The sequence below is a fragment of the Streptomyces flavofungini genome, assembly GCF_014650815.1.
Classification (GTDB): domain Bacteria; phylum Actinomycetota; class Actinomycetes; order Streptomycetales; family Streptomycetaceae; genus Streptomyces; species Streptomyces flavofungini.
In genome coordinates this window covers 591044-616706 of the sequence record NZ_BMVR01000004.1, presented here as the reverse complement: position 1 = coordinate 616706, position 25663 = coordinate 591044, and the positions used below count along the sequence as shown (strand labels likewise).

The following is a 25663-nucleotide window of genomic DNA, read 5'->3' as shown; positions in this document are numbered from 1 at the left end:
CCCCCTCCTGGACGACGTCAAGCCATGCCGACAACGCCGATAGCGCCGACAACACGGATTGGCTTTTGTCTACAGTTTACCGAGCACAAGGGCCAGCACCAGGGGCAGTTGGACGCGTCACACCACGACGCGCCACGCCACGCCGCCCCGCCTCACGGACAGCGCACGACCTGCCCCGCGTACGACAGGTTCCCCCCGAACCCGAACAGCAGCACCGGATCCCCCTTGGAGATCTCCCCCCCGCTCCACCAGCTTCGACAGGGCCAGCGGCACCGACGCGGCGGAGGTGTTGCCGGAGTCCACGACGTCCCGGGCGACGACCGCGTTGACGGCACCGATCCGGTCGGCGAGGGGCTCGACGATGCGCAGGTTGGCCTGGTGCAGGACCACCGCGGCGAGGTCGGCCGGGACGAGCCCCGCCCGTTCGCAGGCGGCGCGGGCGAGCGGCGGCAGCCGGGTGGTGGCCCAGCGGTAGACGCTCTGCCCCTCCTGGGCGAACCGCGGCGGCGTCCCCTCGATGCGTACCGCGTGCCCCATCTCCGGCACCGACCCCCACAGGACCGGACCGATCCCGGGCTCCTCCCCCTCCGCGCACGGCTCGACGACGGCCGCGCCCGCCCCGTCGCCGACGAGCACGCAGGTCGTGCGGTCGGTCCAGTCCGTGACGTCGGACATCTTGTCGGCGCCGATGACCAGGGCCCGGCTCGCCGCCCCGGCCCGGACGGCGTGGTCGGCGGTGGCGAGCGCGTGCGTGAAGCCCGCGCAGACGACGTTGACGTCCATCGCGGCGGGCGAGCCGAGGCCGAGGCGGGCGGCGACGCGGGCGGCCATGTTCGGCGAGCGGTCGATGGCCGTGGAGGTGGCGACGACGACGAGGTCCACGGAGGACGGCGGGCTGCCCGCGGAGGCGAGCGCCTTGGCGGCGGCGTGCGCGGCGAGCTCGTCGACCGGCTCCTCGGGGCCGCCGATGTGGCGGGTGCGGATGCCCACGCGGGAGCGGATCCACTCGTCGCTGGTGTCGACCATGCCCGTCAAGTCGTCGTTCGTGAGCACCTTGGCGGGCTGGTAGTGGCCGACGGCGGCGATGCGAGAGCCGGGCATGGACGTTCCCCTCGTGGTGCTGGAAGTGCGGGACCGTCCAGTCTGCTCAGCGACTCACGGGTAACAGGTGAGGTAATGCGACAGGAATGCGGCGTTTGCTTTGGATGCTTCGCCACATCGTGTCACCCGGTGAAGAGCTGTTTGGCCTTGTGTACGAGTTCGTAGACGCCGTAGGCCAGGGGCAGCCCGACCCACAGCCAGGCGCCGACGATCAGCGGGCGGCGGCCGGGCGGGGACTGCGAGGCGGCGGGCACGGGCACGGCGGGCGTCCCCTCGGCCCGGTCACGTGGCTGCGGGCTCGGCGGCGTCGTCATCGGCCGGCTCCTTCGGGGCGCTGATGTGGTGGCGGGCGTGGACCGGACGTACCAGCTCGTTGGCGATGAACCCGATGACGAGCAGGCCGATCATGATGGTCAGGGAGACGCCGTAGAGGCCGGGGCCGTGTTTGCCCGCCTCCTCCTGGCGGTCGGCCACCCAGTTCACGATCAGCGGGCCGAGCACCCCGGCCAGCGACCAGGCGGTGAGCAGCCGCCCGTGGATCGCGCCGACCTGATACGTACCGAAGAGGTCCTTCAGGTAGGCCGGGACGGTCGCGAAGCCGCCCCCGTAGAAGGAGAGGATGACCAGGGCGCAGACGATGAACAGGGGTTTCGAGTCGTCGCCGAAGCGGGCGATGAGGAGGTACATCAGCGCCCCCGCACCCAGGTAGAGGCGGTAGACGTTCTTGCGGCCGACGAGGTCGGACGCGGACGACCAGCCGATGCGGCCCGCCATGTTCGCGGCCGAGAGCAGCGCGACGAAGCCCGCGGCGGCGGACGCCGAGACGGGCGTGGCGGTGTCCGCGAAGAAGTCGGTGATCATCGGGGCGGCCTTCTCCAGGATGCCGATCCCGGCGGTCACGTTCATGCACAGGACCACCCACAGGCACCAGAACTGCGGGGTCCGCACGGCCTGGCGGGCGGACACCTGCGGCCCGTCCAGCGGCGCCGGGGCCCCGGGCGCGCGGGCGCCCTCCGACCTCGGCACCCGCACGAGGACCACACCGAGCGCCATGAACACCGCGTACGTCAGGCCGTGCACCAGGAACGCGAGCGCGATGCCCGAGGAGTCCGAGCCGAACGTCTCCAGCATCTGCGCCGACCACGGCGAGGCGATCAGCGCGCCGCCGCCGAACCCCATGATCGCGATGCCGGTGGCCATGCCCGGGCGGTCGGGGAACCACTTGATGAGCGTGGACACCGGGGAGATGTAGCCGATGCCGAGCCCGATGCCGCCGACGAAGCCGTAGCCGAGGACGATCAGCCAGTACTGGCGGGTCTGGGCGCCGAGCGCGGCGAGCAGGAAGCCGGAGGAGAAGCAGACGAGCGCGACGGACATCGCCCAGCGCGGCCCGTTGCGCTCCACGAGGGTGCCGCCGAACGCGGCGGACAGGCCGAGCATGACGATGCCGAGCTGGAACGGCAGCGCGCTCTGGGTGCCGCTGAGGTCCAGCGAGGACTCCAGGGGCGGCTTGAACACACTCCAGGCGTACGCCTGGCCGATCGAGAGATGCACCGACAGGGCGGCGGGCGGCACGAGCCAGCGGCTCCAGCCGGGTGGCGCTACGGGGGGCCTCATGATCCCGAACGGTAGGAATCCAGGAGGCTGTTGGGAAGAGGTCGGACGCGGATTGGTCGACGGTATGCAATGTTCGGGTGCGGTGTCCGGGCGCTCTGTTCGGGTACGCGGCCGGGCTCTTCGGGAGCTGCGGTCAGGTTCTGCCGGTTCTGTCAGGGTCGCGGCCAGGATCGGTTCCGGTACGTGGCCCGGCTACCGGTCGGCCTCCTCGTCACCCCCGCCGCACGCCCCCTCCGCCAGCGCCGCCCGCCGCAAGTGCTCGGCCAGCGCCTGTGCCGCCGCCGACGCGGCCCCGTCCGTGACGCCCCAGGCCAGCAGGTGGTGGCGGCGCGCCCAGGGCTCCCGCAGCGCGCACACGTCCAGGGGCAGGCGGGGGTCGACGGCGCGGCGCGGCACGACGGCGAGGCCGACGCCCGCCGCGGCGAGGGAAACGAGGACGTCGAGGTCGGACGCGGTGGTGCGGTGGCGTACGACCGGGGCGTGCGGGCCCAGGTGGTGCTCGATCCAGCGGCGCAGCGAGGAACCCGCGTCGAGGCCGACGAGGGGGTGCTCGGCGACCTCGTCGTAGGTCAGCGCGGCCCGTCCGGCGAGCGCCCCGCCCGCCTGGCCGATCACCACGAGCGAGTCGTCCCCGAGGAGTTCCGTCACCAGACCGCAGTCGCGGGCCTCGTCGTCGACCACGACGCCCAGATCCGCCGCGCCGTCGGCGAGGCGCCGCAGGGTCTGCGGGGTGCGGTGCTCGGACACCGCGACGTCGACGTCCGGGTGGGCGCCCAGGAAGCTGACGAGGGCCTGCGGGACGAGCCGGTAGCGCGCGGAGCCCCCGCACAGCAGCTTCAGGGGGGCGGCCGGGGACCGGGTGTAGCTGGCGACGGCGCTGTCGAGCCGGGCCGTCTGGGCCAGGACCTCGCGCGCGTGCCGGGCCAGGGTCGCCCCCGCCGGAGTGGGCCGCACGCCGCGCCTGCCGCGGATCAGGAGCGGCACCCCGGCGTGGTGTTCGAGGGCGCGCACCCGGGCGCTGGCCGAGGGCAGGCTCAGGTGCACGCGGCGGGCGCCCGCCGTGATGGAGCCCTCCGTCACGATGCCGAGGAAGAGCCGCAGGTCGTCCAGGTCGTAGCGCACCCACGTCAGCCTATGTCAGGGCCTTAGGCTGGGTACGCGGATCACGCATTGTGGGCGCGGTGGCCGGGGGCCGATGCTCGGCAGATGTCCGAGACGCTGTGGGTCCTGCTGGCCGGGGTCGCCGCCGGAGGCCTGAACGCGCTGGGCGGCGGGGGCACGTTCGTGGCGCTGCCCGCCCTGGTCGCGGCCGGGGTGCCGCCGGTGACGGCGAACGCGTCCTCGACCGTCGCCCTGGTACCCGGCGCGGTGGCGGGCGCGTGGGTCTACCGGCGTGAACTCGGCCCGGTCGGCGCGGTGTCCACGCGGACCCTCACCGGGGTGAGCGCCCTCGGCGGCGGACTCGGCGCCGGGCTGCTCCTCGTCCTGCCCGCGGCGTCGTTCGAGGCGGCGGTGCCGTGGCTGCTCGCCTTCGCCACGGTGCTCCTCTGCTGCGGCCGCCGTGTCATCGGCGCCCTCGGCAACGCGTCCGGACGCCCGGTGGACCTGGGACCGCGGGCTCTCCTGGCCGCGCAGTTCGCCCTCGCCGTGTACGGCGGATACTTCGGCGGGGCCGTAGGCATCATGATGCTGGCCCTGTGGAGCGCCGGTCTGGGGCTCGACGCCGCGGCGGCCAACCCGATGCGGATCGCGCAGGTCGCGGCGGTGTACCTGACCGCGGCCGCGCTGTTCCTCGTGGCGTCGGACGCCCTGGACGCCCCGCTGACCCTCGGCGCCCTGCTGACGGGCGCGGTGGCCGGTGGCTTCGGGGGCGCCCATCTCGCGCGCCGCCTGCCGTCGCGGCTGCTGCGCGCCGTCGTCCTGACCACGGCGGTGGCGATGACGGTCCTGTACTTCGTCCGGGGGTGACCTGATGAGCGAACGCGACCCGGCGGCGGGCGGACCGTACCCGAAGACGGCGCGCGCCCGCGTGGCGCTGGCCTACGAGGCGTACGAACTGGCCGAACTCGCCCGCGCCAGCGTCCCGGTCTCCGCCCACACGCCCCCGGGCGCCACGCTGGCCGAAGCGGCCCAACTCCGCAGAGCGGCGCACCGGTTGCTGGAAGCGGCCGCGGTGTACGAGCGCGCCGCCGGGGCGGACTGGCGCGTGATCGGCGCCGCGCTGAACGTCTCCGCGCGGACGGCTCGCCAGCGCTTCGACGCGGCCGAGGCTCGCTTCCATGAGCGCCTGAGCTGCGCCGACGAGCCCAACGGGTGGCGCTCGTACCTGCTCAGGCATCCCCTGGAAGCCGCACAGGATCTCGACGACTGGGTCCTGCGGCACCAGGACGGCGACAGCGACCTCGGGGACGCGCCGGTGTCCGGCCCGCTCCTGCGGCCCACCCCGCGCGGTCACCCGTAGACAGCCACCCGTGAACAGCCATCCGTAAAACGAAAAGGCAAGGAGGGAAACGCCTCCTTGCCACTCTCAAGGTATAGCGCACGGGGGGCCTTGCAGCAAGGCCCGGGGCATGCCGCACAATGATCGACCCAGGTCGCCGAAACGGGCCAGGACCTGCGGGAATGATGAGTTCGCGAAGTACGTGCGCTTTTGTTGAGTCAGTGGGGGATTCCATGTTTGACGTGATCGTCGCCGGTGCCGGTCCGACGGGCTTGATGCTGGCCGCCGAGCTGCGGCTGCACGGTGTGCGGGTGGTCGTCCTCGACAAGGAGCTGGAGCCGACCAAGCAGTCCCGTGCGCAGGGGCTGCACGCGCGCAGCGTGGAGATGATGGACCAGCGCGGCCTCCTGGAGAAGTTCCTGCCGCTCGGCACGACCTTCACGGTCGGCGGCTTCTTCGCGGGGCTCGGCACGGAGTGGCCCGAGCAGCTCGACACGGCGCACTCGTACGTCCTGCGCATCCCGCAGGAGATCACCGAGCGGCTCCTCACCGAGCACGCCGTCGGGCTGGGCGCCGACATCCGGCGCGGCTGCGAAGTGGTCGGGCTGAGCCAGGACGACGACGGGGTGGACGTCGAGCTGGCCGACGGCACGCGGCTGCGCTCGCGCTATCTCGTCGGCTGCGACGGCGGCCGCAGCACGGTGCGCAAGCTGCTCGGGGTCGGCTTCCCCGGCGAGCCCGCGCGGATCGAGACGCTGCTCGGCGCGATGGAGGTGGGCGTGTCGCACGAGACGCTGACCGAGGTGATGGCCGAGGTCCGCAAGACCCAACTGCGGTTCGGCGCCATGCCCTTGGGAGACGGCGGCTACCGCATCATCGTGCCCGCCGACGGCGTGTCCGAGGACCGTACGACCCCGCCGACCCTGGCGGAGTTCAAGCAGCAGCTCCGGGCGTTCGCCGGGACCGACTTCGGCGTGCACTCGCCGCGCTGGCTGTCCCGCTTCGGCGACGCGACGCGGCAGGCCGAACGCTATCGGGTCGGCCGGGCCATGCTGGCGGGCGACGCGGCGCACATCCACCCGCCGACCGGCGGCCAGGGGCTGAACCTCGGCATCCAGGACGCCTTCAACCTCGGCTGGAAGCTGGCCGCCGCGGTGACCGGCTGGGCCCCGGACGACCTGCTCGACAGCTACCACGCCGAACGGCACCCGGTGGCGGCCGACGTGCTGGACAACACTCGCGCGCAGACCGAGTTGATGTCCACCGCGCCGGGCTCCCAGGCGGTGCGCCGACTCCTCGCGGAGCTGGTGCGGTTCGAGAACGTGAACCAGTACCTGATCGAGAAGATCACCGCGATCGGGGTCCGCTACGACTTCGGCGCGGGGCACGAACTGCTAGGCCGGCGGCTGCGGGACGTGGAGTTGAAGCGCGGACGGCTCTACGGCCTGATGCACGGCGGTCGCGGGCTGCTGCTCGACCAGACCGGGCGGCTGTCGGTGGCGGGCTGGGCGGACCGGGTCGACCACGTCGTCGACGTCAGTGAGGAACTGGACGCGCCCGCGGTGCTGTTGCGGCCGGACGGCCATGTGGCGTGGGTCGGTGCGGACCAGCGGGAACTGGTCGAGCGGTTGCCGAAGTGGTTCGGGGCCGCCGCGAGCTGACGGGCGGTCGGCGAGAGAGGGCTCACCCAACCCCTTGCTGCCCCAACTTCCATACTGTAGACAATATTCCATCTACCGTGTGGGGCTTCTCGGCCACGCACGACCAGCGCAGCCTGAGAGCGCTGCCGGTCCGTCGGAACCCTCAACCGAACGGAGCGCGCCATCGTGAAAGTCGCAGTCCTGGGCGCCGGTGCCATCGGCGCCTATGTCGGAGCCGCCCTGCACCGCGCGGGCGCCGACGTCCATCTCGTCGCCCGCGGGCCGCACTTGGCGGCCATGCGGCAGCACGGCGTGCGGGTGCTCAGCCCGCGCGGTGACTTCACCGCGCGGGTGCACGCCACCGCCGACCCGGCCGACATCGGCCCCGCCGACTTCGTGTTCCTCGGCCTGAAGGCCACTTCGTACGCGGCGTGCGGGCCGCTCATCGAACCGCTCCTGCGGGAGCGGACGGCGGTGGTCGCCGCCCAGAACGGCATCCCCTGGTGGTACTTCCACCGGCACGGCGGGCCGCACGACGGGCACCGCCTGGAGAGCGTGGACCCCGGCGGCGCGGTCAGTGCGGTGCTCGCGCCGCGCCGGGCCGTCGGCTGTGTGGTGTACGCGGCCACGGAGCTGGCCGAGCCGGGCGTCGTCCGCCACTTGGAGGGCACCCGGTTCTCCGTCGGCGAGCCCGACCGCACCCGGTCGGAGCGCTGTCTCGCCTTCAGCGAGGCGATGCGCGCGGGCGGCCTGAAGTGCCCGGTGGAGCCGGACGTGCGCGGCGACATCTGGATCAAGCTGCTCGGCAACATCTCCTTCAACCCGATCAGCGCCCTCGCCCGCGCCACCATGCGCGAGATGTGCCTGCACGGCGGCACCCGCCGCGTCATCGAGATCATGATGGCCGAGACCCTGGCCGTCGCCGCCGCCCTCGGCTGCGAGCCGGACATCTCCATCGAGCGGCGGCTCGCGGGCGCGGAGCGCGTCGGCGACCACCGCACCTCCACCCTCCAGGACCTGGAGCGCGGCAAGCCGCTCGAACTCGACGTGCTGCTCGCCGCCGTCGTGGAACTGGCGGAGATCACCGGCGTCCGCGTGCCCACCCTGCGCACCGTGCACGCCCTCTCGGACCTGCTCGCCCACGGCATGAGGAGCGCCGTAGCGTGACCACATCGGACCGCACCACCACCGGGCCCGCCCCGCGCGGGCAGGACCGCGCCCGCAAGGGGCGAGGCCGCGCCCCCACCTCGTACACCCGCCTCACGCAGCCGCTCGTCCGCGACAGCCGCGACGCCCCGCTGCGCGCCGCCACCTGGGACGAGGCCCTGGCCCGGGCCGCCGACGGCTTCCGGCGCGCCCGCGCGGCCCACGGCCCGGACGCGTTCGCCATGCTGTCCTGCGCCCGCGCCACCAACGAAATGAACTACGTGGCGCAGAAGTTCACGCGCGTCGTCATGGGCACCAACAACGTCGACTCCTGCAACCGCACCTGCCACGCCCCGAGCGTCGCGGGCCTCTCCGCCGCCTTCGGCTCCGGCGGCGGCACCTCCTCCTACGAGGAGGTCGAGCACACCGACCTGATCGTGATGTGGGGCTCCAACGCCCGCTTCGCGCACCCGATCTTCTTCCAGCACGTCCTGAAGGGCATCCGCAACGGGGCCCGGATGTACGCCGTCGACCCGCGCCGCACCTCCACCGCCGAGTGGGCGGAGAGCTGGCTCGGCCTGAACGTGGGCACGGACATCGCCCTCGCGCACGCCGTCGGCCGCGAGATCATCCATGCTGGCCTGCACAACACCGCCTTCGTGGAGCGCGCCACGTCCGGCTTCGAGGAGTACGCCGCGCTGGTCGAGCCGTGGACCGTCACCCTCGCCGAGAAGGTGACGGGCGTGCCCGCGGCCGCCATCCGCGACCTCGCGCACGCGTACGCCACCGCCGAGCGGGCGCAGCTGTGCTGGACGCTCGGCATCACCGAGCACCACAACGGCACCGACAACGTCCGGGCGCTGATCAACCTGGCGCTGCTCACCGGGCACGTCGGCCGCTACGGCGCCGGGGTGCAGCCGCTGCGCGGACAGAACAACGTGCAGGGCGGCGGCGACATGGGCGCCATCCCCAACCGCCTGCCCGGCTTCCAGGACATCCTTGACGACGGGCACCGGCACAAGTTCGAGCGGGCCTGGGACACCGTCATCCAGCCGCGCTACGGCATGACGCTCACCGACATGTTCGAGGCCATGGAGAGCGGCGGGCTGCGCGCGGTGTACTGCATCGGCGAGAACCCCGCCCAGTCCGAGGCCGACAGCGCCCAGGCCGCGCGGCGCCTCGCCGCCCTCGACCACCTCGTGGTCCAGGACATCTTCCGCACGAAGACCGCCGAGATGGCCGACGTCGTCCTCCCCGCCACCGCCGCGTGGGCCGAGACCGACGGCACCACCACCAACAGCGAACGGCGCGTGCAGCGGGTGCGGGCCGCCCTCACGCCGCCCGGCGCCGCCCGCGAGGACATCGACATCATCTGCGAGATCGCCGCCCGCCTCGGGCACGACTGGAAGTTCGCCGACTCCCAGGCCGTCTGGGACGAGCTGCGGTCCCTGTCGCCGGACCACTTCGGCATGACGTACGACCGCCTGGAGACGCACCACGGCCTGCAGTGGCCCTGCCCCGACCTCGACCGGCTCCCCACCAGCTTCCTGCACGGGCGGCTCTGGGAGACCGACCCCGCGCTGCGCGGCCCCCGCGCCCCCTTCGGGCTCGTCCGCGACGACCCGCCCGTCGACCTCACCGACGAGTCGTTCCCGCTGCGGCTCACCACCGGGCGGCGCCTCGACTCCTACAACACCGGTGTGCAGAGCGGGAGTTTCGCCTCCCCGCTGCGGCGCGGCGAGTACGTCGAGCTCTGTCCCGAGGACGCGGAGCGGTACGGGGTCGTGGTCGGCGAGGACGTGCGCGTGACCTCGCGGCGCGGTGCCGTCGTCGCGCCGGTCTGGGTCGATCCCGGGCTGCGGCCCGGGCTCGCCTTCATGACCATGCACTTTCCCGACGAGGTCGACACCAACCAGCTCACGATCGAGGCGAATTGCCCGATCGCGGGGACCGCCGAGTTCAAGGCGTCCGCCATCCGCATCGAGAAACTGACCGTGGGGAGTTGACGGTACGTGGACCTGCGCTTCGGCGACAGCAAACCGACCGACGAGGAACGGGACGCGGTGGACGCGCTCCTCGGGGCGCCCGAGTCGGCCTGGGAGGGTGCCGACGACCGCTCGGACGCGGATCTTCGGTGGGCCCGGGGCGGGCGGGCCGCCCGGAAGCGGCGGGATCTGCTGCTTCCCGGGCTGCACGCGCTCAACGATCGCGTGGGGTGGATCAGCGAGGGCGGGCTCGGCTATCTGTGCCGACGGCTCACCGTGCCGCCCGCCGAGGCGTACGGGGTCGCCACGTTCTACTCCTTGTTCTCGCTGAAGCCGCGTGCGCGGACCGTGGTGCGGGTGTGTACGGATCTCGCCTGCGCCGTGCGCGGCGCGCGAGAACCGGCCGAGTTCGGCTCCGCCGAAGGGGTCGAGGTGGAAGGGAGCCCCTGCCTGGGGTTGTGCGAGCGGGCGCCGGCGGTGTGGGTGGTGCGGGCGGGGGGCCCTGGCGGGGCTTCCCCCGATCCCGCCCCTTCCCGGAACCGGGGCTCCGCCCCGGACCCCGCTCCTCAAACGCCGGAGGGGCTGACATGCAGCAGCACATCATCCAGCCCGTCGTGGGGGTCCCCCCTGCTCCTTAAGAGCTCGGGGGAGTTCGAGGACGAGCCGCGAAGCGGCGATAGCGGGGTCCAGGGGCGGCAGCCAGCGGGGGCTCCCGGCCTGATCCTCCTGCGCCGCGCAGGCGTCGTGGACCCCGGCTCGCTGGACGACTACCGCGCCCACGGCGGCTACGTCGCGCTCCGCCGGGCCTTCGCCCTCGGCCCCGCCGAGGTCATCCGCGAGGTCACCGACGCGGGGCTTCTCGGCCGAGGCGGCGCCGCCTTCCCGACGGGACGGAAGTGGCAGGCGACCGCGTCCCAGCCGGACCACCCGCACTACCTGGTGTGCAACGCGGACGAGTCGGAGCCGGGCACGTTCAAGGACCGCGTGCTGATGGAGGGCGACCCGTACGCGCTGGTGGAGTCGATGACGATCGCGGCGTACGCGGTGGGCGCGAGCCACGGTTACCTCTACCTGCGGGGCGAGTACCCACAGGCCCTGCGCACGATGGAGCACGCGATCACCCAGGCCCGCGCCCGCGGCCTCCTGGGCGACGACATCCTCGGCCAGGGGTTCGCGTTCGACATCGAGATCCGCCGCGGCGCCGGTGCGTACATCTGCGGCGAGGAGACCGCCCTGTTCAACTCCATCGAGGGCTACCGGGGAGAGCCACGGGCGAAGCCCCCCTTCCCCGTGGAGAAGGGCCTCTTCGGCAAGCCCACGGCCGCGAACAACGTCGAGACGCTCGTGAACGTGCTGCCGATCCTGACCATGGGCGCGCAGGCGTACGCGGCGATCGGCACGCCCAAGTCCACCGGCCCCAAGCTGTTCTGCGTCTCGGGCGCCGTGGCCCGGCCCGGCGTCTACGAACTCCCCTTCGGGGCGACCCTCGGCGACCTCCTCGGCCTCGCGGGCCCCGCGGACAACCTGCGCGCGATCCTCCTCGGCGGCGCCGCGGGCGGCTTCGTGCGGCCGGACGAGCTGGACATCCCGCTGACGTTCGAGGGCACGCGCGATGCGGGGACGACGCTGGGTTCGGGCGTGGTGCTCGCGATCGACGACTCCGTGCCGCTGCCCCGGCTGCTGCTTCGCGTGGCGGAGTTCTTCCGCGACGAGTCGTGCGGCCAGTGCGTGCCGTGCCGTGTCGGCACGGTCCGGCAGGAGGAGGCGCTGCACCGCATCGCCGACCGTACGGGCGCGGCCGCCGCCGATGACATCGCGCTGCTGCGCGACGTCGGGCAGGCCATGCGGGACGCCTCGATCTGCGGCCTGGGCCAGACCGCGTGGAACGCCGTGGAATCCGCCATCGACCGTCTGGGGGCGTACGAATGACCGCCATCCCGCTCCAGCCACCGCGCCGCCTGGTCGAGTTCACGCTCGACGGCGAGCCCGTGCGCGTACCGGAGGGCGGCACGATCCTGGACGCCTGCCGGGCCGCGGGCAAGGACGTGCCGACGTTGTGCGAGGGCGACACGCTGAAGCCGAAGAACGCCTGCCGGGTGTGTGTCGTCGAGGTCGAGGGGGCCCGGACCCTCGCCCCGGCCTGCTCGCGGCGCGCCGAGGCGGGGATGGCGGTGCGTACGGACACCGAGCGGACCCGGCACAGCCGCCGTCTCGTTCTTGAACTCCTCGCGTCGTCCGTCGACTTGTCGACCACGCCCCGGGCCGCGGCATGGCTGAAGGAGTACGCGGCGAAGCCGGACCGGTTCGGCGCGGACGCGGCACGCCTCGACGAGGAGCCCAGGGTCGACAACGACCTGTACGTGCGCGACTACGACAAGTGCATCCTGTGCTACAAGTGCGTGGACGCGTGCGGCGAGCAGTGGCAGAACAGCTTCGCGATCTCCGTCGTGGGGCGCGGCTTCGACGCCCGGATCGCCGTCGAGCACGACGCCCCGCTGACCGACTCGGCGTGCGTGTACTGCGGCAACTGCGTGGAGGTGTGCCCCACGGGCGCGCTCAGCTTCAAGAGCGAGTTCGACATGCGCGCCGCCGGGACCTGGGACGAGGCCGCGCAGACGGAGACGACCACCGTGTGCGCGTACTGCGGAGTCGGCTGCAACCTCACCCTGCACGTGCAGGACAATGAGATCGTGAAGGTCACCTCGCCGCACGACAGCCCGGTGACCCACGGCAACCTCTGCATCAAGGGCCGCTTCGGCTACCAGCACGTACAGAACCGGGACTGATCGACATGGGACGAGTCACGGAACGCCGCCGCGTCATCCGCATCCGCGACGGCGCGGTCAGCGAGCGGCCGGACACGCTCGTCGCCGAGGAACCCCTGGAGATTCGCCTCAACGGCAAGCCCCTCGCCATCACCATGCGCACCCCCGGCGACGACTTCGCGCTCGCCGCCGGGTTCCTCGTCAGCGAGGGCGTGCTCGGCTCGGCGGACGAGCTGCGCAGCATCGTGTACTGCGCGGGGGCGACGGCGGACGGCTCGAACACGTACAACGTGGTGGACGTGTCGACGGCGGACGGTGTCGTCCTCCCGGACATCACTCTTGAGCGCAATGTCTATACGACCTCGTCGTGCGGGCTGTGCGGCAAGGCCAGCCTGGACGCGGTCCGCACCACCGCACGCTGGCCGATCGACGACGACCCCGAGGGGCACGGCGCTCCCCCGGTCCGGCTGACGCCCGAGCTGCTCGCCCGCCTCCCCGACCGGCTGCGCGCGGCCCAGCGGGTCTTCGACCGGACCGGGGGGCTGCACGCGGCGGCCCTGTTCACCGAGGACGGCGAGCCGATCGACGTGCGCGAGGACGTGGGCCGCCACAACGCCGTCGACAAGCTGGTCGGGCGCGCCCTGCAGGACGGCCGCCTGCCGCTGTCCCGCACCGTCCTGATGGTGTCGGGGCGGGCCTCCTTCGAGCTGGCGCAGAAGGCCGTGATGGCGGGCATCCCGGTGCTCGCGGCGGTGTCCGCGCCGTCGTCGCTCGCCGTCGACCTCGCCGCCGAGACCGGCCTGACCCTGGTCGGGTTCCTGCGCGGCTCCTCCATGAACGTGTACGCGGGCGAGCACCGCCTGGCCCTGCGGACCGCGGCCGCCCGGACCTGACCGGCGCTCCCGCCGCGACACGGCGACGGGGTCCCGGCCCGGCGGGGAGCGCCCCCTGCGCCGGCCGGGCCCCAGCGCCGCCCCCGCGCTTCGGCCCAGGGCTCACTCGCCGACCCGCGCGACCCTTTCGAGCAGTTCCAGGAACGACTCCCGTTCGGCGGCCGACAGCGGCGCCAGCAGGTCGTCGTTGGCGGCCCGCGCCGCCGTGGCGCACCGGCGCAGCAGGGCCCGCCCGTCGGCGGTGAGGGTGACGGCGTTCTTGCGGCGGTCCTCGGGGTCGGGCGTGCGCTCGACCAGGCCCGCGCCCTGCAGGTCGTTCAGGACGCCGACCAGGTCCTTCGGGTCGAGCTGGATGCCCCGGCCGAGGTCGGCCTGGGCCACCGGGCCGAGGTCGGCCACGGCGGCGAGGACGACGTGGTGCCACATCTTCATGCCCTCGGCGGCGAGGGCCTCGGCGACCAGGGCCCGGCCGCGGGCGGCGGCCCGGCCGAGGATCCAGCTGGGGAGGGTGCGGATGGCGGCAGGCGCTGAGGGCACGGCGGGCACTGAGGGCGCGGGCCGTGCTGCGGGCGTCGGCGGCGCGGGCGGGGTCTCGGGCATGGGACGAGCCTATCCAAGAATCGTTGGACTTCCCCACGAGTTCATGGATACCGTTGGGGCTCCCAATGATTTCGGGTGCGATTCCCGAGTGAGCGCGTGGAGGTGCGGATGCGTCGCGTCCGGTACGACCGGCAAGGCGGCCCCGAGGTCCTGTTCGTCGAGGAGGCACCGGTCCCCGAGCCGGGGCCGGGCGAACTGCTCGTCCGGGTCGCGGCCGTCGGCGTGACCCTGCCCGTCGTCCGCAAGGTGCGCGAGGCCGCCGACCCCATCGCGCTCGGCGGCGAGATCGCGGGCGAGGTGGTCCGCGCGGGCGACGGCGTGACCGGCTTCGCGCCCGGCGACCGCGTCACGGGCCTGGTCTTCGGGCACGGCTACGCGGACTACGCGCTCCTGCACACCGCGATGGCCTCCCCCGTGCCGAACGGCGCGAGCGCGGTCGACGCCGTGGCGCTGGTGCGCAGCGGGCTCGTCGCACGGGGCGCCCTGGAGGCCGCCCGGCCCGCCCCGGGCGAGGCCGCGCTCATCACCGCGGCGGCGAGCGGCGTCGGCCATCTCGCCGTGCGCCTGGCCCGGCTGCACGGCGCCGCGCGCGTCGTGGGCGCGGTGTCGGATCCTTCGAAGGCCGACTTCGTGCGCGGCCTCGGCGCCGACGACGTCGTCGGCTACGACGCGCCGGACTGGGGCGAGCCCGTCGACTACTGCCTGGACGGCGTGGGCGGCGAACTCCTCGCCCCGGCGGTGGCCGCGCTCGCGCCGCACGGGCGCCTGGTGGCGTACAGCTCGGGCGGTGGCACCGTGTCGGCCTACGACCTCCTCGTCGGGGCCAAGTCGGTGACGGGCTTTCAGATGGCGCTGATCGCGCGGGGCAGACCGGGGCTGTACGAGGAGTGGCGCCGGGACCTGTGGCGGCTGTTCCACGCCGGTGAGCTGCGGCCCGTCGTGCACGCCGAGTTCGACCTGGCGGACGCGGCCGCGGCACACGCGGCAATCGAGTCGCGCGTCAACACCGGAAAAATCGTACTTACCCCGTAATCTGGCGGCATCCGCGCCCGGCGCCCCGCCGGGATTCCGTTACGCGCACGCTTCTTGTGTTGCTCCAAGGCCCCCAAGTAGCTTCAGTGACGCGCACGTTGGACGTGGGATGTCCGAATGTCCGGTCGACATGAAGGGCCCGCACCATGCCGTCGAGACTCCGTGTACGCCTCAGATCCGCCCGGTCCGCCCGGCCCCCCAGGCGCTCCCGGATCACCCGGTTCGCCCAGCCCCTCCGGTCCCCCAGGCGGCGTACCGTCGCCGCCCTGACCGCCACCGCGCTCGCCGCCCTGGCACTGCCGCCCGTGCTCGGCGAGGCCGCCCGGGCGGCGGGCGCGGCGCCGAGGGCTCCGTTCGAGCAGCAGATCCTGTTCAAGGCTTCCCAGGATCCCGGCTACTCGTGCTTCCGGATACCAGCGATCGTGAAGACGGCGAAGGGAACGCTGCTCGCCTTCGCCGAGGGACGCGTCAACGACTGCAGCGACGCCGGTGACATCGACCTGGTCCTCAAGCGCAGCCACGACGGCGGCCGGACCTGGGGCCCGATGCGGGTCATCAACGAAGGCGGCGGCGACACGCACGGCAACCCCGCGCCGGTCGTCGACCGCAGGACGGGCCGCATCCTGCTCGCCGAGACGTACAACCCGGGCCGCACGGACGGCAAGAACTGCGAGGTGCCGTGCGAGCGCACGCCCCACCTGCAGTACAGCGACGACGACGGCGAGAGCTGGTCCAAGCCGCGGGACCTGAGCGACGAGATCCTGCCCGAGTCCTGGAACTCCTGGTACGCGACCGGGCCCGTGCACGGCATCCAGCTCAGCCGCGGCCGCCACAAGGGGCGCCTGGTCCTGACCGTCAACGCCGAGTCGTGGAACGGCAGCCGGGTCACCGAGAACCACGCCTCGCTGGTCGTCAGCGACGACGGCGGCGACACCTGGAAGATCGGCGCGACGGACTCGTACCCGATCTCCGCGAGCGACGGCACCTTCCGGCAGAAGCCCTCGGAGATGACGCTCACCGAGCGCGCGGACGGCACCGTCTATGTGTCCGGGCGCGAGCAGGACGGCACCGACCTCGGGCACCGCGACCACGTCGTCAGCCGGGACGGCGGGGACAGCTTCACCGGGTCCTTCGAGGCCAGCCCCGACCTGTACACGCCGCAGGTGCAGGGCTCCACGCTCCGGTTCGGCGGCCGGCTGCTGCTCGCCGCCCCCGGCGACCCCGACCGGCGCCGCACCATGACGGTCCGCTCCTCCTACGACGGCGGCCGCACCTGGGACAGCTTCGACCGCTCCACCGTCGTCACCACCGACTGGTCCGGCTACTCGGACATGGTGGCCGTCGACGACGAGCGGGTGGGCCTGATGTACGAGGGCGGCGCGGTCGACGCCCGGGACGAGATCCGCTTCACACGCTTCACCGAGGAGTGGCTGAAGCCGCGCCGCGGCCCCGATCCGCGCACCAGCGACTGGGCGCCGGGCGCTCCGGACGCGGCGGTGCTCGGCGGCGCCCGCCCCACGGAGGGCGTGTTCGGCGGGCAGGCGCTCGCCTTCGACGGGGTCGACGACGCCGTGCGGCTGCCGTACAGCTCCCGGCTTCCGCTGCACAGCCAGGACTTCACGGCCTCGCTGTGGTTCCGCTACTCGGCGACGAGCGGGGAGCAGCCGCTCCTCTGGATGGGTGGCGTCGGCACCGGCCAGCCGCAGGTGTGGCTGCGCGGCGAGCCCGCGAACAACCGCGTCACGGGCCTGATCACCACCCGCGACGGCGCCGGTCCGCCCCGCTCGGCGTCACTGAGCACCGAGGGCGCGTACAACGACGGGCAGTGGCACCACGTCGCGCTGCGCCGGGGCAACGGGGAGCTCTCGCTGTTCCTCGACGGCACCCGCCTGTCCCGGGCCGACATTCCGGGCAGCGTCAGCCGGAACTCGCCGTTCGGCGTGCACATCGGCCAGCGCATGGACAGCAGGGCCCACTTCACCGGCGCCATCGACCAAGTGGGTGTCTTCGAGCGGGCGTTGAGCGACGATGAGGTGACCCGGCTCGGCTCCGACCGGGCCCCGTCCGCCGCTGTGAAGTGGAACACCGTCGCCTGGCTGCCCATGGACCGGGTGCGTCCGGGGAATTAGGGTCCTTCGAATGGATCTCCGTGGCGGAAGAAGCGGGGTCCGGCCGAAGGGCCCTGACGGCCCGGGCGTGTCCGCGGCCACAGCGTCGTACGCGGGGCCGTCCACCACGGGCGGGCCACCGCGCGGCCGGGGCGCGCGCAGGACCTGGATCGTCCTGCTGCTCGCCGTGGCCTGCGCGGCCGTGTTCCTGACCGCTCTCCCGGACGGCGACGACGACCGGGAGAGCGGTCCGGCGTGCGCGGCCACCACCGTCGCCTCGTCCGCGCCCGAGCCGAAGCTCACCGGCGCGTTCGCCTCGTACGGCGACGACGGCGCCCGCACCGACGACTGGACGGGCGGCGACGGCACGCACTCGGTGAAGCTGCCGGACGGGCGGGTGCTCTGGCTGTTCTCCGACACCTTCCTCGGGCAGGTGCACGCGCCGCCCAACCCGCAGGGCCAGCCGCACGCGTGGCGCGACACGAGCGCCCCGATGGTGCGCAACTCCGGTGTGGTGACGGACCGTTCGGGAGCCCTGGAGCGTACGCTGCCGACCCCGATGTTCGCCGATCCGGCGCCGGAGCAGTGGCGCTGGCCGGTCGCCGCGAAGGTGGAGCCGCGCTCGCCGGGCGGCGACGAGGACGTCCTGCGGGTGCTGCTGTGGACCCGCGCGAAGGCCCCGGGCCCGTGGATCTACGGGGCGCCCGCCGCCACGGAGGTCGCCACCCTGTCGCTACCGGACCTGCGGGTCGAGAACATCACGCAGATCTCGGACCAGCGCGGCGTCGCCGACCCCGAGAAGCGCGTCCTGTACGGCACGACGACCGTCGACGACGGCGAGTGGACGTACGTCTTCGGCGGCACCGACGCGCAGGCCGCCGCCCGCCCCTCCTCGCACGCCTTCGTCGCCCGCGTCCCGCACGGCGGCCTGGCCGACCCCGACGCCTGGCGGTACTGGGACGGCTCGGACTGGACCCGCACGGGCAAGCCGCGCCCGGTCCTCGGCAACGGCGCCCACAAGGGCGTGGGCAGCGCGTTCACCGTGGTCCGCACGCAGGGGACGTACGTCCTGCTCACCATGGCCGCGGGCACCGAGGGCCTGACGGACGTCACGTCGTACTGGTCGTGCTCCCCCACCGGGCCCTGGCGCGGGCCCGCCAAGGCGTTCGCGCCGCCGCTGCCGCAGGACGGCGGGGGCAATGGGGGAGGTGGCGGCACGGGCGGCCAGAGCGCGGCGGGCACGGCGGCGGCTCCCTACAACCCGCAGGTCCATCCGGCCGTGAGCGGCGGCGGGCGGCTCGTGGTGAGCTACGACGTCAACTGGCTGGACGCGGCGGCGGCCAACGCGCAGGCGCACATCAACCGGAACGTGGAGTTGTACCGGCCCCGGTTCGTGTCGCTGCGCTTCCAGCGCGAGAGCTGACCGCCTCGGCGGCGCCCCGGGCGGCGCGCGCCTCACCCTGCGCGCCCCCTGACCCGCCCGCCTTCGTGACCCCTGACTCCGCCGCCTCCGCGGCCCGCGCCTCGACCGCCTCCGGGTCCTGCGAGCGGCGCTTGGCGATCACCGCGCAGACCATGAGCTGCATCTGGTGGAACAGCATCAGCGGCAGGACCGCGAGCGAGGCCTGGGCGCCGAACAGGACGCTCGCCATCGGCAGCCCGGCGGCCAGGGACTTCTTCGACCCGGCGAACTGGATCGCGATCCGGTCGGCCCGCCCGAACCCGAGCTTCTTCGCGCCGTACCAGGTCAGCGCGAGCATCGCCGCGAGCAGCACCGCCTCGACACCGAGCAGCGCGCCGAGCCGGGCCGGGGTGACCTGGTGCCAGATGCCCTCGACCATGCCCTGACTGAACGCGGTGTAGACGACGAGCAGGATCGAGCCCCGGTCGACGAGCGAGAGCACCTTCTTGTTGCGGGTGAGGAAACCCCCGACCCACCGGCGCAGGAACTGGCCCGCCAGGAACGGCACCAGGAGCTGCAGCACGATCTTCAGGAGCGAGTCCGCGGAGAAGCCGACCGCGCCGTGGCCGAGCAGCCCGGCCGCGAGCAGCGGCGTGAGCACGATGCCCGCGAGCGAGGAGAACGAGCCCGCGCAGATCGCCGCGGGGACGTTGCCGCGCGCCATGGACGTGAAGGCGATGGACGACTGGATCGTGGACGGGACCAGGGTCAGGAACAGCAGGCCGCTGTAGAGCGCGGGCGTCAGGACGTACGGCACCAGGCCCTTGGCGGCGAGGCCGAGCAGTGGGAACACCGCGAACGTGCAGAGCAGGACCGTGAGGTGGAGACGCCAGTGGCGCAGGCCGTCCATCGCCTCGCGCGTGGACAGGCGCGCGCCGTACAGGAAGAAGAGCAGCGCGACGGCGGTGGTCGAGGCGCCGGAGGCGACATCGGCGGCCGTGCCGCGGGCGGGCAGGAGCGCCGCGAGTCCCACGGTGCCGAGCAGTGCCGCGATGTACGGGTCGATCGGCATCCAGGACGGCCAGGACGGGCGTTTCACAGTGCTCCATGCGCTCGGTCTGCCGGGGGCGCCGTGGCCCCCGTGCTCGGTGCTGGCACGACCGCCGCGCGCGGGCCCTCCGGGCCTCTCCGTGTGAGGCGGTACGTGCCCTCTCCATGCTCCTCCTCCCGGCCGCGATCGGGAATCCCGTACACCGCTCTGACTGTCATCATGTTCCGCGATAGCCTGGGGAGCGTGTACGACCCCGTTCAGCTCCGTACCTTCCTCGCGGTGGCCCAGACGCTGAGCTTCACGCAGGCCGCGCGCCGCCTCGGCCTGCGCCAGTCGACGGTGAGCCAGCACGTGCGGCGCCTGGAGGACGCGACGGGCCGGCCGCTGTTCACGCGGGACACGCACAGCGTGGAGCTGACGGAGGCCGGGGAAGCCATGCTCGGTTTCGCCCGCCGCATCCTGGAGGTGCAGGAGCAGGCGGCTTCGTACTTCACCGGGGCGCGGCCGGGCGGGCGGCTGCGCTTCGGCGCCTCGGAGGACTTCGTCCTGACCCGGCTCACCGACATCCTGGAGTCCTTCCGGCGCGGGCACCCCGAGGTCGACCTGGAGCTGACCGTCGAGCTGTCCGGCACGCTGCACGAGCGCCTCGACGCGGGCAAGCTCGACCTGGTCCTCGCCAAGCGCCGCCCCGAGGACCCGCGCGGCGAACTGGTCTGGCACGACGACCTGGTGTGGATCGGCGCGCCCCGCCTCCGCCTGGACCCCGGCCTGCCGGTGCCGCTCATCGTGTACCCGCCGCCGGGCATCACCCGCGCCCTCGCCATGGAGGCCCTGGAGCGCAGCGGCCGCCCCTGGCGCGTGGCCTGCACCAGCGGCAGCCTCAACGGTCTGGTGGCCGCGGCGCGCGCGGGCCTGGGCGTGATGGCCCACTCGCGTGGGCTGGTCCCGCCGGGCCTGGTGCGGCTGCCGGACCGGGCGGGGCTGCCGGAGCTGGGGTCGGTGGACTTCGTGCTGCGGCACGGCGAGCGGGGGGCGGGGGCGCGCGGCGGCCGGGGCACGCGGGGCGCCCTCAGCGCGGCGGACGCGCTGGCGGCGGCGATCCTGACGGGCGGCGACCGCTTGCAGCGCGGGCGCGGCTGAGCGGCTGCGGTCTCCCGCGGGTGCGTCGTACCTGGTCGCGCGGTTCCCCGCGCCCCCACGGGGCACGGCCCCCTCGGGTCAGCGCCCCGGCCGGTACGTCAACTGCTTGACCCGGCGCAGGAACGGCGCCGTCTCCACGTGCTGCACGCCGTCCAACTGCCCCAACTTGCCACTGATGTACCGATAGAGGCCCACCGTATCGGGGGCGATGGCCGTGGCCACCAGATTCGACGGGCCCGCGGTCGCGGAGGCGAACGCGATCTCGAAGTGCCCGGCAAGCGCCTCCCCCACCGAGTGCAACGCCCCTGGCGCGGCGGTGATCCAGAGGATCGCGGCACTGTGGAACCCCAGCATCTCGGGGCTGTACTCGATGTCGACGAAGACACCCCCCGAGTCCAGCAGCCCGGCGAGCCGCCGCTTCACGGAGGACTCGGAAAGCCCGGTGGCACGCTGGAGTTGGGGATACGTGGCCCGACCGTCCGCTTCGAGGGCCTTCACCAGAGCCTCGTCCTGCGGCGCGATGCGGGCCGGACCCGGCCCGGGCCGCGGGCGGTCCGGCGTGAGAGCGGCGCGCTGCCGATCGGTCAGCGGCGCGAGCTTGTCGAGCCACCCGCGCGGCCCGCCGAAGAAGCTGTGCAGCAGTTGGTGCGCCCGGATCTCGACGATGCTCGGCGTCCGCGGCAACTTGCCGAGGAGCAGGTCCTCCCGGTCACCGGGCGTACGCGGCCGGGTCAGACAGACCACTTCGGTGCCGCCGGAGGTGAGCCCCACCCAGAAGGTGTCCGGACGGCGGGCGAGCGCGTTGGCGATGGTGGTGGCGCCGTCGGGGGCGCACCGCAGGCGCAGCATCCAGTGGTCGCGGCCGAGGCGTTCCGCGTTGCGCATGCCGACGACGCGCAGGCCGCCCTCGGCGGTGAGCCGTCGGTAGCGGCGGGCGATGGTCTGGTCGGAGACGCCGAGGACCTTCGCGATCTTGCTGAAGGACGCCCGGCCGTCGGTCTCCAGGGCCTGCAGCAGCTTCATGTCCAGCTCATCCGCCGTACCCGGAGTGTGGCTTTCCATCGCTGACGCCTCCCAGATGTCGGATTCCGGCGGTACGCGGCCGACAGCCACCGCGATCGTCCACCCCTGACGGATCGTACGACGTCGAACGAAACACCTGACAATCTCGCTAGGAGAACGAAGATGCGCACATGGGGGCCGCTGACCGCGGTGTGCCTGGGCACATTCATGCTGTTGCTCGACGTGACGATCGTGGTGGTGGCGCTGCCCGACATGGCGCGGGCCCTGGACGCGTCGCTGAGCGATCTGCAGTGGGTGATCGACGGCTACGCGCTCGCGCTCGCCGCGCTGCTGCTCGGGGTCGGCGCCGCGGCCGACGTGCTCGGGCGGCGTCGGATTCAGGTCGCGGGCACGGTCGTGTTCGCGCTGGCGTCGCTGGGCTGCGGGCTCGCGTCGAACGCGGAGGTGCTGGTGGCGGCCCGGGCCGTCCAGGGGCTCGGCGCGGCCGCGATGTTCGCGACGACGCTGCCGCTGCTCGGCGCGGCCTACCAGGGCAAGCAGCGCTCGGTGGCGCTCGGCGTGTGGGGCGCGGTCAGCGGCGGTGCCGCCGCGCTCGGGCCGATCGTCGGCGGGCTGCTCACCGAGGGGCCCGGCTGGCGGTGGATCTTCTTCGTGAACCTGCCGGTGAGCGTGGCCGCGGTGTGGCTGACGCTGCGCCTGGTGCCCGAGTCGGCACAGACGGCTCACTCAGCGCAGTCAAAGGGGCCTGCGGCGCGGCGCGTCGACTGGGCGGGCACGGTGACGTTCGCGCTGTTCGCGGGGGCGCTGATCTTCGGGGCGGTGCGGGCCTCGACCGTGGGCTGGACGTCGGCGCGCACCGGCGCGACCTTCCTGGTGGCGATGCTGGCGCTGGTCGCGTTCGTGGTCGTCGAGCGCCGCGCCGCGCACCCGCTGATCGACCTGCGGCTGCTGCGCAAGCCCGCGTTCACCGGCGTCCTGCTCGGCGCGATCGGCTACAACGCGGCCGCGTTCGGCGTCATCCCGTACCTCTCGATCTGGCTGCAGACGGTCCTCGGCATGAGCCCGGTGCGCGGCAGCCTGGTCCTCCTTCCGCTCGCGGCGACGTCGTTCGTGGTGGCGGCGGTGGGCGGCCGACTGCTGCACGGCGCGCCCGCGCGGTACGTCATCGGCGTCGGCCTGCTCCTGATCGGCGCTGGCTGCCTGGCGATGGCGGTGCTCGACGCCGACTCGTCGTGGGGCGCGCTGGTGCCGGGGCTGACGCTGGCGGGCATCGGTACGGGGCTCGTCTCGCCGGGGCTCGCGGGGGCGGCGCTGGCGGCGTTGCCGCCGGAGAACGCGGGCATGGCGGGCGGGGCGGTGAACACGTTCCGGCAGCTCGGATACGCGCTCGGCGTCGCGCTGTTCGGCACGGTCCTGACCTCGCGGATGCAGGACTCGATCGGCCAGGAGGCGGCGCACACGGCGGCCGGGGGCGGGGCGTCCGCACTGGAGGGCACGGTGTCCGCGCACAGCGTGCGGGAGGCGTTCGCCGCCGGGCTCAACGGGGCGTCGCTGACGGCCGGTGCGGTGGGGGTCGCGGCGGGTCTCGCGGTGCTCCTGATGGTCCGGACCAAACCCGCGCGCGTCGCAGGTCAGACCCCGTCGGCGGTCTCGGAGCCGACACCGGAGAAGCAGCTCCAGGGGTAATCGGCAGGTACAGATTCGGTGGAGATTACGCCACCGAAACTTACTCAGCCGTCAGTAATCTGTCCGACCCTTACCCTTGTGGCCGCATTTCACCTGCTGACCTGTGACGATCGTGCCCCTATGGGTGCTTCCCACCCCCCTCCCGGAAGGGATCGGGGTGGGGTACCGTCACCGGCGCTGTGCGGAGCGCCACAAGGAGCACCATTGCGCGAGTTCACGAACCCTCCCATGGCGTCGGCGCCGCGGGTGGGCGGCCTTGCCGACGCCGTGTTCGACCATGCCCTTGAGGATCCGGTCCGCGTCGTCCTCGGCCGCAAGCACGACGGGGTCTGGCAGGACGTGACGTCCGCGGAGTTCCGCGACGAGGTCCTGGCGCTCGCCAAAGGGCTGCTCGCGCAAGGGGTGCGGTTCGGCGACCGGGTCGCCATCATGTGCCGCACCCGCTACGAGTGGACGCTCTTCGACTTCGCCCTGTGGACCGTGGGCGCGCAGGTCGTCCCCGTATATCCGACGTCGTCGGCCGAGCAGGTCTTCTGGATGCTGCACGACGCGCAGGTGTCGGCGGCGATGGTCGAGCACGAGGACCACGCGATGACGATCGGCTCGGTCGTCGACCGGCTGCCGCAGCTGCGCCGCCTGTGGCAGCTCGACGGCGACGCGGTACGCGAACTCACCGAGGCCGGGCGCGACCTGGACGACGAGGTGGTGCACCGGCACCGCCGGGCGGTCACGCCGGACTCCGTCGCCACCGTCATCTACACCTCCGGCACCACGGGCCGCCCCAAGGGCTGCGTCCTGACCCACGCGAACTTCATGTTCGAGGTGGACACGCTGATCGAGCGCTGGGAGCCGGTGTTCCGCTCCAAGCGCGGCGACGAGCCGTCCACGCTCCTCTTCCTGCCGCTCGCGCACGTCTTCGGCCGCATGGTGCAGATCGCGGCGGTGCGCGCCCGCGTCAAGTTCGGCCACCAGCCGAGCCTGAACGCCGCCGCCCTGATCCCCGACTTCGCCACGTTCCGGCCGACGTTCATCCTGGCCGTGCCGTACATCTTCGAGAAGGTCTTCAACGCGGCCCGCCGCAAGGCCGACCGGGACGGCAAGGCGGGCCCGTTCGACAAGGCGGTGGAGGCGGCGGTGCGGTACGCCGACGCGATGGAGGCCAAGGCCTTCGGCACCGGCCCCGGTCCTTCGACGGCCCTGCGCATGCAGCACCAGGTCTTCGACAAGCTCGTCTACGCCAAGGTCCGCGACGCCATGGGCGGCAGGGTGCGGCACGCGATGTCCGGCGGCTCCGCCATGGACCGGCGCCTCGGCCTGTTCTTCGCGGGCGCGGGCGTGCAGGTCTTCGAGGGCTACGGCCTGACCGAGTCCACGGCCGCCGCGACCGCCAACCCGCCCGAGCGCACCCGCTACGGCACGGTCGGCCAGGCCATCCCCGGCACCACCGTGCACATCGCCGAGGACGGCGAGGTGTGGCTGCGCGGCGGCCATGTTTTCCAGGGCTACCTCAACGACCCCAAGGCCACCGACGCGACCCTGCACGACGGCTGGCTCGCCACCGGCGACCTGGGCGCCCTCGACGACGACGGCTACCTCACCATCACCGGCCGCAAGAAGGAGATCCTGGTGACCTCCGGCGGCAAGAGCGTCTCACCGGCGCAACTGGAGGAGCGCGTCCGCGACCACCCCCTGGTCGCCCAGTGCATCGTCGTCGGCAACGACCGCCCCTACATCGCCGCCCTCGTCACCCTCGACGCGGAAGCCGTCGAGCACTGGCTCTCCATGCGCAACAAACCCCCGCTGCCCCCCGGCGACCTGGTCCGCGACCCCGACCTGGAGACCGAGGTGCGCCGCGCCGTCGTGGCCGCCAACACCCTCGTCTCCCAGGCCGAGTCCATCCGCACCTTCCGCATCCTGGCCCACCAGTTCAGCGAGGAGCACGGCCTCCTCACTCCGTCCCTGAAGCTCAAGCGCAAGGCCATCGAGCAGGCGTACGCGGACGAGGTCGAGGCGCTGTACCACAGCTGACCCGCG

At 73.2% G+C, this 25663-nt stretch carries 20 protein-coding genes and 1 pseudogene; 14 read left to right on the top strand and 7 right to left on the bottom strand.

Features of this window, described 5'->3' with window-relative positions:
• Positions 1-152: 152 nt before the first annotated feature.
• The 4 genes and pseudogenes from IE274_RS13015 to IE274_RS13000 all read right to left on the bottom strand — a co-directional run bounded on the left by IE274_RS13015 (position 153) and on the right by IE274_RS13000 (position 3840).
• A pseudogene (locus tag IE274_RS13015) lies at positions 153-1101 on the bottom strand (beta-ketoacyl-ACP synthase III).
• Between the two features lie 122 nt (positions 1102-1223).
• Positions 1224-1415, bottom strand: a complete 192-nt coding sequence (locus tag IE274_RS13010) for an MFS transporter small subunit (protein ID WP_190115944.1) — start codon at positions 1413-1415, stop codon at positions 1224-1226.
• Positions 1384-2718, bottom strand: coding sequence for an OFA family MFS transporter (locus IE274_RS13005; protein ID WP_190115813.1), 1335 nt, complete (start codon positions 2716-2718; stop codon positions 1384-1386). Before IE274_RS13005 ends, IE274_RS13010 begins: the two co-directional genes overlap by 32 nt.
• A gap of 192 nt (positions 2719-2910) precedes the next feature.
• Positions 2911-3840: a LysR family transcriptional regulator gene (locus tag IE274_RS13000; RefSeq protein ID WP_190115812.1), complete on the bottom strand. Its 930-nt coding sequence runs from the start codon at positions 3838-3840 to the stop codon at positions 2911-2913.
• Between the two features lie 84 nt (positions 3841-3924).
• On the opposite strand from IE274_RS13000, the gene IE274_RS12995 reads away from it, so the two are divergent.
• The 8 genes from IE274_RS12995 (at position 3925) to fdhD (ending at position 13587) form a co-directional block, all read left to right on the top strand.
• Complete coding sequence (locus IE274_RS12995; RefSeq protein ID WP_190115811.1) at positions 3925-4686, top strand: sulfite exporter TauE/SafE family protein; 762 nt, start codon at positions 3925-3927, stop codon at positions 4684-4686.
• Positions 4687-4690: 4 nt separating this feature from the next.
• On the top strand, positions 4691-5179 hold the full coding sequence (locus IE274_RS12990) for a hypothetical protein (protein WP_190115810.1): 489 nt from the start codon (positions 4691-4693) through the stop codon (positions 5177-5179).
• Between the two features lie 212 nt (positions 5180-5391).
• The gene (gene rox / locus IE274_RS12985) at positions 5392-6819 is read left to right on the top strand and encodes a rifampin monooxygenase (protein WP_190115809.1); all 1428 of its coding nucleotides are present in this window, start codon (positions 5392-5394) and stop codon (positions 6817-6819) included.
• A 165-nt stretch (positions 6820-6984) separates the two neighbouring features.
• On the top strand, positions 6985-7965 hold the full coding sequence (locus IE274_RS12980; RefSeq protein WP_190115808.1) for a 2-dehydropantoate 2-reductase: 981 nt from the start codon (positions 6985-6987) through the stop codon (positions 7963-7965).
• Complete coding sequence (locus IE274_RS12975) at positions 7962-9950, top strand: molybdopterin oxidoreductase family protein (protein ID WP_190115807.1); 1989 nt, start codon at positions 7962-7964, stop codon at positions 9948-9950. The genes IE274_RS12980 and IE274_RS12975 overlap by 4 nt, the downstream gene beginning before the upstream one ends.
• A gap of 6 nt (positions 9951-9956) precedes the next feature.
• On the top strand, positions 9957-11858 hold the full coding sequence (locus tag IE274_RS12970) for an NADH-ubiquinone oxidoreductase-F iron-sulfur binding region domain-containing protein (RefSeq protein WP_190115806.1): 1902 nt from the start codon (positions 9957-9959) through the stop codon (positions 11856-11858).
• A complete protein-coding gene (locus IE274_RS12965) occupies positions 11855-12715 on the top strand; it encodes a 2Fe-2S iron-sulfur cluster-binding protein (protein WP_190115805.1) in 861 nt (286 codons plus the stop codon). The genes IE274_RS12970 and IE274_RS12965 overlap by 4 nt, the downstream gene beginning before the upstream one ends.
• Before the next feature lie 5 nt (positions 12716-12720).
• Positions 12721-13587: a formate dehydrogenase accessory sulfurtransferase FdhD gene (fdhD, locus tag IE274_RS12960; RefSeq protein ID WP_190115804.1), complete on the top strand. Its 867-nt coding sequence runs from the start codon at positions 12721-12723 to the stop codon at positions 13585-13587.
• 102 nt (positions 13588-13689) lie between these two features.
• On the opposite strand, the gene IE274_RS12955 is transcribed toward fdhD, so the two are convergent.
• The gene (locus IE274_RS12955) at positions 13690-14124 is read right to left on the bottom strand and encodes a MarR family winged helix-turn-helix transcriptional regulator (RefSeq protein WP_229909519.1); all 435 of its coding nucleotides are present in this window, start codon (positions 14122-14124) and stop codon (positions 13690-13692) included.
• A 171-nt stretch (positions 14125-14295) separates the two neighbouring features.
• On the opposite strand from IE274_RS12955, the gene IE274_RS12950 reads away from it, so the two are divergent.
• The 3 genes from IE274_RS12950 (at position 14296) to IE274_RS12940 (ending at position 18750) form a co-directional block, all read left to right on the top strand.
• Complete coding sequence (locus IE274_RS12950; protein WP_190115935.1) at positions 14296-15219, top strand: quinone oxidoreductase family protein; 924 nt, start codon at positions 14296-14298, stop codon at positions 15217-15219.
• Between the two features lie 146 nt (positions 15220-15365).
• Positions 15366-17348, top strand: a complete 1983-nt coding sequence (locus IE274_RS12945) for a sialidase family protein (protein WP_190115802.1) — start codon at positions 15366-15368, stop codon at positions 17346-17348.
• Between the two features lie 67 nt (positions 17349-17415).
• Complete coding sequence (locus IE274_RS12940; protein ID WP_372447063.1) at positions 17416-18750, top strand: DUF5005 domain-containing protein; 1335 nt, start codon at positions 17416-17418, stop codon at positions 18748-18750.
• Here the strand turns inward: IE274_RS12940 and IE274_RS12935 are convergent.
• A complete protein-coding gene (locus IE274_RS12935) occupies positions 18686-19828 on the bottom strand; it encodes a bile acid:sodium symporter family protein (protein ID WP_229909497.1) in 1143 nt (380 codons plus the stop codon). The two genes, IE274_RS12940 and IE274_RS12935, sit on opposite strands and share 65 nt — an antisense overlap.
• 195 nt (positions 19829-20023) lie before the next feature.
• Here IE274_RS12935 and IE274_RS12930 point away from each other — a divergent pair, with 195 nt between their 5' ends.
• Positions 20024-20920 (top strand): LysR substrate-binding domain-containing protein, encoded by an 897-nt coding sequence (locus IE274_RS12930; protein ID WP_190115800.1) that lies wholly within the window; start codon positions 20024-20026, stop codon positions 20918-20920.
• Positions 20921-20998: 78 nt separating this feature from the next.
• Here the strand turns inward: IE274_RS12930 and IE274_RS12925 are convergent, their stop codons facing one another.
• Positions 20999-21943: an Lrp/AsnC family transcriptional regulator gene (locus IE274_RS12925; RefSeq protein ID WP_229909496.1), complete on the bottom strand. Its 945-nt coding sequence runs from the start codon at positions 21941-21943 to the stop codon at positions 20999-21001.
• A 162-nt stretch (positions 21944-22105) separates the two neighbouring features.
• Here IE274_RS12925 and IE274_RS12920 point away from each other — a divergent pair, with 162 nt between their 5' ends.
• Together IE274_RS12920 and IE274_RS12915 are read left to right on the top strand one after the other, a co-directional pair.
• Positions 22106-23629, top strand: coding sequence for an MFS transporter (locus tag IE274_RS12920; RefSeq protein WP_190115798.1), 1524 nt, complete (start codon positions 22106-22108; stop codon positions 23627-23629).
• A gap of 204 nt (positions 23630-23833) precedes the next feature.
• Positions 23834-25657, top strand: a complete 1824-nt coding sequence (locus tag IE274_RS12915; RefSeq protein ID WP_190115797.1) for an AMP-dependent synthetase/ligase — start codon at positions 23834-23836, stop codon at positions 25655-25657.
• Positions 25658-25663: the final 6 nt, after the last annotated feature.